Below are 12,584 nucleotides of genomic sequence, written 5' to 3'. Positions count from 1 at the left end.
TTCAAACAGGTAAAACGTCCGCGCGCTGCGCGGGTGTCCGAAGCCGACTTCCCCAGCATACCGGTCGCACCTGAAAGACTCCCCCGCGGCCATACGATGGCGAGGTGAATCCCACCGGCATCCAGGTCTCCCTCCGTCGCGGCGACGTCACCGCGCAGATCGCCCAGGTCGGCGCCTCGCTGCGCGCGCTGCGCATCGGCGACGTCGACCTGATCTCCCCGTATCCGCTCGATCGGCCGACTCCGGGGTGCTCGGGCGTCGTCCTCGCACCCTGGCCCAACCGCATCCGCGACGGCCGATGGAGCGATGACGGCACCGACCGCCAGCTCGCGATCACCGAGCCGAAGTTCGGCAACGCCAGCCACGGACTCCTGCGGTTCACCGCCTATGAGATCGAGCAGACGGATGCCTCGGCCACCCTGCGCGCGACGATCGTGCCGCAGACCGGCTACCCGTACCTGATCGAGACCTCGGTCACCTACGCCCTCACCGACGACGGCGTCGCGGTGACGCACACCCTCACGAACCGATCGGAAACCGCGGCCCCCGTCGCCCTCGGAACCCACCCGTACGTGACCATCGGCGATGTCGACGCGCACGACCTCGTGCTGCGCGTGCCGGCGTCGACCGCTTTCGAGACCGACGAGCGGATGCTGCCCACCGGCACCCGTCCGGTCGAGGCGGCCCTGCGCGACGGCATCCGCCTGGGCGATGCGAAGCTCGACACCGGTTTCACCGATCTCGCGCGCGACCCCGACGGACGCGTGCGGCACTCGCTGACCGCGCCCGATGGCCGGCGCCTCACGCTCTGGCAGGGTGAGGGCTTCGATTTCGTGCAGGTCTACACGGCGACGAACTACCCCGGCCACGACCTGGCCGTCGCGATCGAACCGATGACCGCACCCGCCGACGCGTTCAACAGCGGCGTCGGCGTCCGACGCCTCGCTCCGGGCGAGACCTGGACCCTCGACTGGGGCATCTCGCTGGGCTGACTCTCCGGCAGACGCGTGCAATAACTCAGGACGATCGACCCGAAAGGCCCCGGATCCGACGGCTTTCGCGTGGATTCGGGGCCTTTCGTCCTGAGTCAGGGACAGCGCATCACTGCGACAACCAGGGGCGCTCGCGCAGTTCCCGGCGGCTGAGCGTCGCTCCGTGCGCAACGACCGACACCTCGGCCTCGGTGAGCTCCAGCTCGTCCACCGCCACCGCGGACCCCGCCGAACCCGCATCGGGCCCCTCCGGCGCATCCGGGGCGGAGTCCGTCGGCGCGGCATCCGCTCCCCCGCCCTTGCGCGCCTGGCGCCGCTCCTTCGCACCCTCGACGAGGTTGTAGAGCGTCGGCAGCACGATCAGCGTGAGCACGGTCGACGAGATGAGTCCACCGATCACGACGATCGCGAGCGGCTGCGAGATGAACCCTCCGTGCCCGGTGATGCCGAGCGCCATCGGGGTGAGGGCGAGGATCGTCGCGAGCGCCGTCATGAGGATCGGCCGCAGACGCTTCTCCGATCCGGCCTGCACGGCGGCGACCGTCGACAGCCCCTTCTCCCGATACTGGTTGACGAGGTCGACGAGCACGATCGCATTCGTCACCACGATGCCGATGAGCATCAGCACACCGATCAGCGAGGCGACACCGAGCGGCACGCCCGTGATGATCTGCAGCAGGATCGCACCGGTGGCCGCGAACGGCACCGACACGAGCAGCAGCAGCGGCTGGCGCAGCGACTTGAAGGTCGCGACCATCACCACGTAGACGATGAGGATCGCGGCGAGCATCGCCAGACCCAGCTGCGAGAACGAGTCGGCCTGCTGCGAGGCGACGCCGCCGATCTCGGCGGACGCGCCCGCGGGCAGGTCGACCGCGGCGAGCGCAGCGGAGACGGATGCCGTCGCCACGGCGAGATCGTCGGATGCCGGGGGCACGGTGATCGTGGCGGTGCGCTGCCCCTGCTCGGTGGTGATCGAGGTAGGGCCGTTGCGCTGCTCGACCGTGGCGATATCGCTGAGCGCGACCGGGCCGAGCGGCGTCGGGATCGTCAGTTCGCGCAGCGCCTCGACCGTGGTCGGCGGCTCGGAGGTGACGAGGTACACGGTGAGTGCGGTGTCGTCGATCTCGACCGAGCCGAGCTGCTGCGGGCGCATCGTGTTCGACACGATCGCTCCGACGGCGACCTCCGAGAGCCCGCGCTGGGCTGCGGCCTCACGGTCGACGACCACGGCGATGTAGGGCAGGGCGGCGGCGAGGTTGTCGCTCACCTGATCGATGCCGTCGCGCCCGTCGAGCTCGTCCATCACGGCGGTGGTCGCCGTGGAGAGGTCGTCGCCGTTCGACGCCGAGACCGTGATCTCGATGTCGCTCGAGCCGAACCCCGCAGACGAGGCCACCGACACGTCGCCCACGTCGGAGAGACCGTCGATCGCGTCCTGCACATCGGCGCGCAGCTTCTCCTGGTCGGCGCTCTCATCGGTGAGCACCGAGTAGGTCACGCCCGAGGATCCGCCCGAGAACGCGTCGCGCACCGAGGAGCCGCTCGATCCGATCGAGGCCTGCACGTGCTCGATCCCGTCGATGCCGCTGAGCGCGTCTTCGACCTTGATCGCGGCATCGGACTTGGTCTCGAGGCTGGCCGTCGGGCCGAGGTCCTGCGTGATGGTCATGGTGTTCTGACCGGAGTCGCCGAGGAAGTTCTGCTTCATGAAGGGGGCTGCGGCGAGGGTCGCACCGAGCACGACGACGGCCAGCACGACGGTGACGCCCGAGTGCTTGAGCGTCCAGCCGAGGATCGGGCGGTACGCCTTCTGCAGGCGGGTGGGCGGAGCATCCTGGTGCTCGGGGTCGATGGCTGCGCCGTTCTCGTCGAGCAGCGGCTTGCCGGGCTTGAGGAACCAGTACGCGAGCACCGGCACGATCGTCAGCGAGACGAGGAGCGACGCGATCATCGCGATCGACACGGTCATCGCGAACGGCCGGAACAGCTCGCCGACCATGTCGCCGACGAACACGATCGGCAGGAAGACGGCGACCGTGGTGATGGTGGATGCCGTGATCGCCATCGCGACCTCGCGCACCGCGAGCCGGATCGCATCGCCCTTGTCGGCGTCGCCGACGTAGTGCCTCTTGATGTTCTCGATCACCACGATGGAGTCGTCGACCACGCGGCCGATCGCGATCGTGAGCGCGCCCAGGGTGAGGATGTTCAGCGAATACCCGAAGGCCTGCAGACCGATGAAGGTGACGAGCACCGAGGTCGGGATGGAGATCGCGGTGACGAGCGTCGAGCGCACCGACATCAGGAACAGCAGGATGACGAGCACGGCCATCACGAGTCCGAGCAGGCCCTCGACCGCGAGCGTCTCGATGGACTGCTCGATGAACGGCGCCTGGTCGAAGATCACGGTGAACGTGGCGTCGGGGAACGCCTCGCCGATCTCGTCGAGCGCGGCGATGACCCCGGCCGACACCTCGACGGTGTTCGCGGCGGGGAGCTTCGTGATCGAGATCGACAGCGCATCCTGGCCGTCGACGCGCGAGATGGAGCTGATCGGGTCGGACTCCTGGACGACGGTCGCGACGTCGCCGACGGTGAGGTCGGTGCCGACGAGCGGCAGGGCGGCGATCTCGTCGACCGAGGCGATCTTCGCGCCGGTCTGCACCGTGAGCGTCTCGCCGTTCTCGGTGATGTCACCGCCGGGGAACAGCGTGCCGTTCTGTTCGAGCGCGTCGCTGATCGCCTGGGTGCTCTGACCTGCGGCGGCGAGCGCCGCGACGTCCGGAGTGATGGTGATGCGCTGGCCGACCCCGCCGACGATCTCGGCGGCGTTCACGCCATCGACGTCTTCGAGCTCGGGGATCGCGACGGTCTCGAGCTCGGCCTGCGCGTTGTCGGCGTCGTCGAAGCCCGACACGGCGACCTGGATCACCGGGAGGTCGTTGATCGAGATCGCGAGCACCTGCGGGTCGATGTCTTCGGGCAGCGTCGACGAGATGCGGTTGATCGCCTGCTGCATCTTCTGCTCGGCGGTCGCGAGGTTCGTGCCGTACGTGAAGCTCGCCTGGATGATCGAGGCGTTGGTGGTGCTCGTGGCGGTGGTCGACTCGAGGTCGGGCACGCCCTGGATCGCCGCCTCGATCGGCGTCGAGACGTCGTTCTCGACGACCTCCGGCGAGGCGCCGGGGTAGGTGGTCATCACGACGAGCGCGGGCAGCTCGAGCGAGGGGATGAGTTCCTGCTTGAGGTTCGTGAGCGCGAGCCCACCGAAGACCGCGGCGACGATCGTGATCAGGGCGATGAGCGCGCGGTTCTTGAGGCTCAGGACGGCGAGTTTCGACAAGGTTGTTCCTCAGGGTGCTGTCTGTGCGGGTGCGAGGGAAGGTGCTGCGGGTGCGAATGCTGCGGGTGCGGTGCTGCCCGGGGTGAGTATCCCGGCGAGGCCGTCTCGGATGAGGCGCTCCTCGAGGGGGTCGTCGCTGATCTGGGCGTGCCAGAGTACGCCGTCGATGAAGACGGCTGCGGCCTTCGCCCTGTCCAGTCCGTGAACGGGGGCGATGAACTCGACGACCTGGTCGGACCAGCGCCGAGCCAGTTCGCGCACGCGCGGATCGTGCACGGCGGCGGTCACGACGGCCCGGTCGGTCTCGAGGGCGCGGGCGTCGGCGAGGCTCTCGGTGATGAGTCGGGCCAGCGCCTCGGGCGTCACACCGACCGATTCGACGGCCTGACGGGTGGCCTCGATGCGCAGTTCGATCTCGCGTACCAGGAAGCCGAGCGCGGCATCGCGCAGGTCGTCGAGGGTGTCGAAGTACTGGGTCGTCGCTCCGAGCGGAACGCACGCCCGGGCGGCGACCTTGCGGTGGGTGAGGGCGTCGACGCCGATCTCGACGATCAGCTCGGCGGCCGCTTCGACGATCTCGCGGCGGCGCGCTTCAGGGTCGCGTCTGCGCCGCGCTTTCGTCACCATCGGAGTCCTCCCGTACGTCCGTACATGTACATTTGTACATTTTTGGGGTGGGAGGAAGCTGGGAGCGGATGCCGTCTACCGCAGCGCCGCGCCGAGCGCGAGCCCCGCGCCGGCGGCGAGGAGCCCCAGGACGAGCATCCCGACGGCGTTGAAGGCCGCCGCCCGACGTGCGCCGCCCCGCTGCAGTGCGACGGTGTCGAGCATCGCCGTACTGAAGGTCGTGTAGCCGCCCATCAGCCCCGCGCCGATGAGGAAGAGCTGCTCCGGAAGAGCCGTGGTCACGAGCCCGAGCGCGAACGATCCGGTGAGGTTGATGAGCAGGATGCCCCACGGGTACCGACGGCCCGCGAAGCGGGCGACGCCCTGATCGACGACGTACCGCAGCACGCTGCCCGCACCTCCCGCGAGCGCGGCCGCGACGAACAGCAGCAGACTCACGACGGGGCTCCCGCATCACGCACTCCCGCATCACGTCGGGGACGGCCGATGCGCAGCCCGGCCGCCGCGGCGACGAGGCCGAACACGAGCGACCCCACGGCGTACGCGGCACCCACGAGCGGAGCATCCGCCCAGAGCGCCAGCGTGCCCGTCATGAAGGTGCTGTACGTCGTGAAACCGCCCAGGATGCCGGTGGCGAGGAACACGCGCAGATCCCTCGACGCGGGCAGCCGCGCCGCGACGACGCCGATGAGGAACGCCCCGACGATGTTCGCTATGAGGATCGCGAAGGGGAATCCGCCGTGATCGGGGATCAGCAGCATCAGAGCCAACCGCGCCGCCGTACCGATCGTGCCGCCGGCCAGCACGAGGAGCAGGCGGCGGAGGGTCACGGCATCACGCTACTCCTCGCGAGGGCGCGCCGAGCACTTGTCAAGGGCGTGGGCGGTGCGGTGCGGGCCGCGTTGACTGGCCCGCATGAAGCCCCTGTGGAAGTCCGACGCCCCCGCTCCCCTCGGCACTCCCTTCGAGCCGGGCGCGCGTCACGACGTGGTGATCGTCGGCGCCGGGATCACGGGTCTCTCGACCGCCGTGATGCTCAGCCGCGCCGGCCTCGACGTCGCCGTCATCGAATCGGGCGATGTCGCCGAGCTCGCGACCGGCGGCAACACCGGCAAGCTCTCCCTCCTGCAGGGGAAGCGCCTGGCCGAGATCCGCGAGCACCATCCGGCTGCGCTCGTGCGCGCGTACGTCGAGTCGAACCGCGCGGGGATGGACTGGCTCACCGCCTTCGCCGACGGCGCCGACGTCTCGTACCTCCGCCGCACCGACCACTCGTACGCCCAGGGCCGCAGCGGACTCGAAACCCTCGAGGCGCAGCACGCCGCCGCGCAGGAAGCAGGCCTGCCGACGCGGATGCTCGGGGCCGGCGACCTCGGCGCGCTTCCGTTCGCCATCGCCGGGGCGGTGGCCCTCGACGATCAGGTGACGATCGATCCCGTCGAGGTCGCGGATGCCCTGGCCCGCGTCTTCCTCGCCGCGGGCGGCACGCTGCACACCGGCATCCGCGCCACCGGGGTGCGGGTGATCCCCGAGACGCACGTGAAGACCGCCGTCGGGCCGATCTTCGCCAAGGACGTCGTGCTGGCGACCGGCAGCGCGATCCTCGACCGCGGGCTGTATTTCACGAAGACGAGCGGCATGCGGTCGTACTGCGTCTCGTTCCGCGTGCCGGGCGAGGTGCCCGCCGAGACGTTCCTCTCGGTGGACTCGCCCAGCCGATCGATCCGTCCGGTGGCGGATGCCGACGGCCCGGGCGGGATCGCCCAGCTCGTGGTGGGCGGGAACGGGCATCCGGTCGGACGATCCGACAGCGAAGAGGCGGCGGTCGAAGACCTCGTGCGGTGGACGCAGGAGCACTTCCCCGGCGCCGAGGAGACGCACCGCTGGTCGGCGCAGGACTACCAGTCGCACAACCGGATCCCCTTCGTCGGCGCGATGCCGCGCGGCCTCGGCCGCATCCGCTTCGCGACCGGCTACGCGAAGTGGGGGCTGTCGAACGGCCCGGCGGCGGCGATCCGCCTGTCGTCCGAGATCCTCGGCACGCCGTGGCGCGAGCGACCGCACTGGATGACGACGATCGCCACGCGCATGACGGTTCCCGCCGATCTCGCCCAGGGTGCGCAGGAGGGCCTCGAGGTCGGCAAGGAGGCGGTGAAGGGGTGGACGGATGCCGAGACGCACCCCGTGCCGATACCGCGCCCCGCCGAGGGCGAGGGGGTCATCGCGAACCGCGCCGGTCTCCCGGTCGGCGTCTCGACCGTCGACGGCGTCACGCGCGCGGTCGACGCCGTCTGCACGCATCTGGGCGGAGTGCTCGCCTGGAACGACGCCGAGTGCACGTGGGACTGCCCGCTGCACGCCTCGCGCTTCGCCGCCGACGGCACGCGCATCGAGGGCCCGGCACTGAAGGACCTCCGCGAACTCCCCCGCACCGGCCGGCGCTGACGCGCCCCGGGCATCCGCTGAGGGGTCAAGACACGCCGCATCGGATGCCGCGGGCGCGGCGTGTCTTGACCCCTCAGCGGGTGAGGTCAGTCCGCGTGCGCGGGCGCGGCATCCCACCCCTCTTGCGGTGTCTCGCAGTCCTCGCGGAAGACGTACTGCGAGGCGAGTTTGCGCTGACTGCTCGACCAGTCGATCGCCGGGCGGCGCTGCTCGGGCGGCAGGTAGCCGAGCCGGTACACGGCCATGAGCTCGAGCTCGTCGGGCACGCGCAGCAGCCGCACGATCTCGTCCCACCGCCCCGGAACCTCCATCGGGAACGAGATGAACTGGATACCCATCCCCAGCTCGACCGTCGTGAGCCAGATGTTCTCCATCGCGGCGCCCATGCTGAACACCGAGTAGAACGACGAGAGCTGCCCGGGTCGGTACTCGCTGCGGTCGAGCATCACGCCCAGCAGCAGCGGCGACCCGGCGACGAGCTTGCGGTTCTCCTCGCCCAGCGTCTTCGGAACGCCGAACGTGTTCATGAGTTTCTGCCCGCGCTTGGTGAACACCTGGCTCGTGAAGGGGCGCAGCGCCGCGGGCAGCTTGTCGAACAGCATCCCGCTGCGCTTCTCGTCCATCTCGGCCTGGCTGAAACGGAAGTACGGCTTGTAGCGCTCGAAGAACGTGCCGTTCGACATCGCCTCGGTCATGCTCTCGCCCGAGATGCGCGAGATCTGCGCGATCGTGTCGGGGTTCTCGATCACGACGAACCGCCACGGCTGGCTGTTCAGCTGCGAGGGCGCACGCCCGGCGGCCTCGAGCAGGATGCGCTGGTGCTCCTCGCTCACCGGATCGGGCAGGAATCCGCCATTGGTGGTCTTGCGGCGGCGGATGGCGTCGAGCAGTTCCATGGGGTCACTTCCGGTCGGCGGACGGCACGCGCGAGCACACGACGCCCGCGACGATGAAGGGGGCGGCGGCCAGCGCGACGAGCGGATGCCGTGCGCTGTGCGTGCCGAGGTAGGGGATCGCCGCGAGCGGCGCGGCAGCGGGGAGCAGGGCGAGGGCGGCGCGACGGCTCGCTCGGCGCGGGCGCGCCCACAGACCGGCGGCGACGGCGAGGCCACAGGTGGCGCACGTCGCGATGTAGAGGGCGTGGTGCACCCAGCGGAAGTTCCGCGTGTCGATGACCTTCGCGGCCACGGCGGTGCCGAGCGCGGCATTGGCCCCGTAGGCGGATGCCGCGACGACGAACAGCGGTGCGGCCGTGCTCCGCCGCCGCCTTCGCCTCCACGTCATGCCCCGACCTTACGCCCGCGCCCCCTCCGCCGAACCACCCCTTGCGCGCGAAACACCCCTGTGGGTACGGCACCCTCCCGGTTCCTGAGCGAGCGCAGCGAGACGAAGGGCCCCCGCGCGCAGCAGCGGAGGAGAACTCGCCCTCCGCAGGAAGCATCCGCCGTTTCGATCCTGCCGAACGCGAGAAATCCTCCCGAACGAATGCCCTGGGCGACCCTTCGTCTCATCTCATCTCGTCTCGTCGCTTCGCTCCTCGGTCAGGGGCCGGCTGGTGAAACCGGTCCCTGACCGAGCGGGGCGAGACGCAGGGCGGCCTACAGATTCGCCTCCGCGTACACGCGGAGCGCGTCGCGGACGAACTCCGCGCCGTGGGTGCCACCCGACGAGGTGGCGTAGTTCGCGCCGAAGCGCGGGTCGGCGACGTACATCTCGCCGAGTCCGAGCACGTACGCCTTCACGTCACCGTCGGGGGCGGATGCCGGAGTCCCCGGCACTCCCGTCAGCCACTCGACGTGGCGGCGGGCGAGGGCTTGCGCCTCTTCGGATGCCGGGTCGATGCCGCTCTCGGCGGCGGCGATCCAGTCGCGACCGAGGTCGGCGACCCTCTGCTTCCAGTCGGTGCGCTCGGCATCCGTCATGCTCCGCCACCAGCGGTCGCCGTCGGCGTAGGCCTTCGCGCCCCAGCGCTGCTCGACCTCGTCCTTGTACTGCGTGTGGTCGAAGCCGTCGAACATGTTCTCTGCCATGAGTTCTTCACCTCCTCTCAGAGCGTCGATGGTGGATTGGACCGACGCGATCTGTCGCGCCAGCCGGGTCTGCTCCTCGTGCAGCAGCGCGAGGTGGGTTTCGAGAGCGGATGCCTCGGCGCTCTTGGTTCCTGCACCCTCGGCCCCCTGGGTCCCTGCGCCCTCGGCACCCTGGGTCCCTGAGCCTGTCGAAGGGCCCAGCACCTCCGCGATCTGCGGCAGCCCGAGTCCGAGCTCGCGCAGCAGCAGGATGCGCTGGAGGCGCACGAGGGCGGTCTCGTCGTAGTGGCGGTAGCCGTTCGCCGCGATGCGCGTCGGCGCCAGCAGTCCGATGTCGTCGTAGTGACGCAGGGTTCTGCTGGTCGTGCCGGCGAGGCGGGCGATCTCCTGGATCGACCAGTCCCGACTGCTCATGCGCTTCTCCTTCCGTGTGGATGTCTCCACCGTAGAAGTTGACGTTGCGTCAATGTCAAGCGGCCCGAACCCGAGAGTTTCCCGACCTCTTGACAATATCGAGATATATCGTGTTATCTTTCTCGAACACGATATATCTCGATCCTCGAACCAGGAGAAGCAGACATGACCGAGAAGTGGCTCATCGCCCCCGGCGAAGAACGCGTCATCGACATCGAATCCGTGACGCGCCTCAAGGTCGGCCTCGTCGGCGGACAGGTCGACGTGATCGCGCACGACGAGCCCGGCATCCGCATCGAGGTCCACGGCGTCACCACCAAGGACCTCCGCATCGAATCCCACGACGGCGAGGTCGAGATCGACCACCCGCAGCTCGGCTGGGACAACTTCCTCGAGGTGTTCCGCAACTTCGGCAGCGGGGGTCCGCGCGCCGAGGTGAGCGTGGCCGTGCCCCGCTCGATCGCGCTGAACCTCGGCGTCGTCAGCGCCGGCGCCCTCGTCTCCGGCATCCGCAACGATGCTCGCCTCAGCACCGTCTCGGGCGACCTCATCGTCGACACCCTGATCGGCGACCTCACCGTCAACACCGTCTCGGGCGACGTGCAGGTGCGCGGTCTCACCGGCTCGATCAACGCGAACAGCGTGTCGGGCGACGTGGCCGTCACCGGTGTCGTGCGCAAGGCGACCGTCGACATCGTCTCGGGCTCGACGACCGTCGACGCCGCCGGCGACGTGAACACCATCTCGGTGAACTCGGTCTCGGGCGGCACCACGGTGCGCCTCGACGAGTCGCTCGCCGCGAACTACGTCATCCGTTCGCTCAGCGGACGCCTGCTCATCGACGGCATCGAGCGCAGCTCCTCGGGACCGAGCAACTACACCGGCACCAAGGGCGAGCTCGCCGGGCGCTTCGTCGACCTGCGGGTGAACTCCGTCTCGGGCGGCGTCACGGTTCTGCGCCGCACCCCCGAGTCGATCACGAACGACGCGGAGTGGGAGGAAGAGGCATGACCCCCGCCGTCTTCTCGCACGGCGACCTGCGCCTGTACCTGCTGTCGCTGCTCGCCGAGTCGCCCCAGCACGGCTACGGCATCATCCAGGCGCTCACCGATCGCACCGGCGGCACCTACACCCCGAGCGCCGGCACCATCTACCCGCGCCTCGCGAAGCTCGAGGAAGAGGGGCTCGTCACCAAGACGGTCGACGGGCGCACCACGATCTACGCGATCACCGACGAGGGCCGCGCCGAACTCGCCTCCCGCGAGAACGACCTGGCCGGGATCGAATCCGGGCTCGCCGACTCGGTGCGCCTCATCGCCAACGAGGTGCGTCAGAGCGTGCAGGACGCGATGAAGACCCTCCGCGCCGACCTCGCCTCCGCTGCGCACGACGAACGCCAGTCGGCGAAGAGTCGTCCGCGCTCGGCATCCGATGACACCCGGGTGACGAGCCGTGAGGAGATGCACCGGGCGGATGCCGTGATCAACGCGTTCCGTGCACGCATCCGCACCGATCTGCGCACGCACGTGGCACAGGGCGGCGCGCTCCCCGCGAACGTCGTGACCGATCTCGAGAACGCCCTCGACGCCGCCGCCCGCGCGGTGACCGTCGGCATCTCGACGACCCGCTAGGCCGCCGCCGACGGAACTGGGCCGCTGAGCCTGTCGAAGCGCCCCGCCCCGCATCACCCGCCACGAGAAGGTCCCGGTATCGCCCGCCGATACCGGGACTTCCGCGTCTTCAGCGCCATCTCCCCGTTCATAACTCCGGAGAAATTCGCCGTTCCCTCCTCGAACGGTCGGAATCGGCCGAATTCGACCTCGGTTCTGAGGAGTTATGCACGCCCCAAGTCAGTCGTTCGAGCTGTTGTTCACGCCTGCCAGCAGCGCTTCTCCGAAGAACGCGAGGCTGTCCTCGTCGCCGTTCTCGACGCGCTTGAACGCCTTGGTAATGATGAAGCTCGTGGCCCCATCGCGGTGCGGCGCCACGATGGCGTACTGCATCACCTCCGGCAATTCGAACTCGGGCATGTCCGCGATGACCCAACGCGCCGATGAGAGGATGACGGCATGAGCACTCTCCGCCCGATCGATGTCGATTCGTGGCCGCGCGCCGAGCACTTCCGGCACTACTCGACCGACGTCCCGTGCACGTATGCCATCACGGTCGAGCTCGATGCGACGCGGCTCACGGCGGCGATCCGCAACGCCGCGCGCAAGACCTATCCGACACAGATCTGGGCCCTTGCCGATGCGGTCAACCGTCACGAGCAGTTCCGGATGGGCCTGACCGCCGACGGCGCACCCGGCATCTGGGACGTCGTGCACCCTGCGTTCACCGTGTTCAACCCCGAACGCGAGACGTTCGCGAGCGTGTGGACGCCGTACGATCCCGACTTCGCGACCTTCCACGAGCACGCCGTCGACCTCCTGAGCACGCACCGCTCGGCGACGGAGATGTTCCCGCAGTCCGATACGCCGCCCAACACCTTCGACGTCTCGAGCCTGCCGTGGACGACGTTCACCGCGTTCTCACTGCAGATCAAGGATGCCGGGACGCATCTCCCGCCGATCTTCACCCTCGGCCGCTACGTCGAGCGCGCGGGCCAAGTGATCCAGCCCCTCGCGATCCAGATCCACCACGCGGCAGCGGACGGCTTCCACACCGGCCGCCTCGTCGATGACCTCCAGCGGCTGTTCGACGACCCGAGCTGGGTCGGCTGAGACGCTC

The 12,584-nt window shown here is 69.3% G+C and carries 13 protein-coding genes; 5 read left to right on the top strand and 8 right to left on the bottom strand.

Annotated elements, in window-relative coordinates; genetic code table 11:
• The first annotated feature begins 104 nt into the window (after positions 1–104).
• Entirely contained in the window at positions 105–992 is an 888-nt protein-coding gene (locus tag KV396_RS08790; protein WP_247955464.1) for an aldose 1-epimerase family protein, read from the top strand.
• A 109-nt stretch (positions 993–1,101) separates the two neighbouring features.
• On the opposite strand, the gene KV396_RS08785 is transcribed toward KV396_RS08790, so the two are convergent.
• The 4 genes from KV396_RS08785 to KV396_RS08770 all read right to left on the bottom strand — a co-directional run bounded on the left by KV396_RS08785 (position 1,102) and on the right by KV396_RS08770 (position 5,795).
• Positions 1,102–4,338, bottom strand: a complete 3,237-nt coding sequence (locus tag KV396_RS08785; RefSeq protein WP_247633045.1) for an efflux RND transporter permease subunit — start codon at positions 4,336–4,338, stop codon at positions 1,102–1,104.
• A gap of 9 nt (positions 4,339–4,347) precedes the next feature.
• Positions 4,348–4,965 (bottom strand): TetR/AcrR family transcriptional regulator, encoded by a 618-nt coding sequence (locus KV396_RS08780; protein ID WP_247633046.1) that lies wholly within the window; start codon positions 4,963–4,965, stop codon positions 4,348–4,350.
• Positions 4,966–5,040: 75 nt separating this feature from the next.
• Positions 5,041–5,403: a fluoride efflux transporter FluC gene (locus KV396_RS08775; RefSeq protein WP_247955463.1), complete on the bottom strand. Its 363-nt coding sequence runs from the start codon at positions 5,401–5,403 to the stop codon at positions 5,041–5,043.
• Positions 5,400–5,795: a fluoride efflux transporter FluC gene (locus KV396_RS08770; protein WP_247633048.1), complete on the bottom strand. Its 396-nt coding sequence runs from the start codon at positions 5,793–5,795 to the stop codon at positions 5,400–5,402. The genes KV396_RS08775 and KV396_RS08770 overlap by 4 nt, the downstream gene beginning before the upstream one ends.
• Before the next feature lie 85 nt (positions 5,796–5,880).
• Here KV396_RS08770 and KV396_RS08765 point away from each other — a divergent pair, with 85 nt between their 5' ends.
• The gene (locus KV396_RS08765) at positions 5,881–7,410 is read left to right on the top strand and encodes an FAD-dependent oxidoreductase (protein ID WP_247955462.1); all 1,530 of its coding nucleotides are present in this window, start codon (positions 5,881–5,883) and stop codon (positions 7,408–7,410) included.
• An 86-nt stretch (positions 7,411–7,496) separates the two neighbouring features.
• On the opposite strand, the gene KV396_RS08760 is transcribed toward KV396_RS08765, so the two are convergent.
• The 3 genes from KV396_RS08760 to KV396_RS08750 form a co-directional block, all read right to left on the bottom strand.
• Entirely contained in the window at positions 7,497–8,306 is an 810-nt protein-coding gene (locus KV396_RS08760) for a nitroreductase family protein (protein WP_247955461.1), read from the bottom strand.
• Between the two features lie 4 nt (positions 8,307–8,310).
• On the bottom strand, positions 8,311–8,694 hold the full coding sequence (locus tag KV396_RS08755) for a hypothetical protein (protein ID WP_247955460.1): 384 nt from the start codon (positions 8,692–8,694) through the stop codon (positions 8,311–8,313).
• Between the two features lie 314 nt (positions 8,695–9,008).
• Entirely contained in the window at positions 9,009–9,854 is an 846-nt protein-coding gene (locus tag KV396_RS08750) for a MerR family transcriptional regulator (protein WP_247955459.1), read from the bottom strand.
• Between the two features lie 165 nt (positions 9,855–10,019).
• On the opposite strand from KV396_RS08750, the gene KV396_RS08745 reads away from it, so the two are divergent.
• Complete coding sequence (locus tag KV396_RS08745; RefSeq protein WP_247623607.1) at positions 10,020–10,865, top strand: DUF4097 family beta strand repeat-containing protein; 846 nt, start codon at positions 10,020–10,022, stop codon at positions 10,863–10,865.
• Entirely contained in the window at positions 10,862–11,485 is a 624-nt protein-coding gene (locus KV396_RS08740) for a PadR family transcriptional regulator (RefSeq protein WP_247623608.1), read from the top strand. The genes KV396_RS08745 and KV396_RS08740 overlap by 4 nt, the downstream gene beginning before the upstream one ends.
• A 219-nt stretch (positions 11,486–11,704) precedes the next feature.
• Here the strand turns inward: KV396_RS08740 and KV396_RS08735 are convergent, their stop codons facing one another.
• Positions 11,705–11,884 carry a hypothetical protein gene (locus tag KV396_RS08735; protein WP_247955458.1) on the bottom strand — a complete coding sequence of 60 codons (180 nt, stop codon included), beginning with the start codon at positions 11,882–11,884 and terminating at the stop codon, positions 11,705–11,707.
• Positions 11,885–11,923: 39 nt separating this feature from the next.
• Here KV396_RS08735 and KV396_RS08730 point away from each other — a divergent pair, with 39 nt between their 5' ends.
• A complete protein-coding gene (locus tag KV396_RS08730) occupies positions 11,924–12,577 on the top strand; it encodes a CatA-like O-acetyltransferase (RefSeq protein WP_247955457.1) in 654 nt (217 codons plus the stop codon).
• Positions 12,578–12,584 lie beyond the last annotated feature (7 nt).

The sequence above is a fragment of the Microbacterium galbinum genome, from assembly GCF_023101185.1.
Classification (GTDB): domain Bacteria; phylum Actinomycetota; class Actinomycetes; order Actinomycetales; family Microbacteriaceae; genus Microbacterium; species Microbacterium galbinum.
This window is presented reverse-complemented; position numbering and strand designations above follow the sequence as displayed.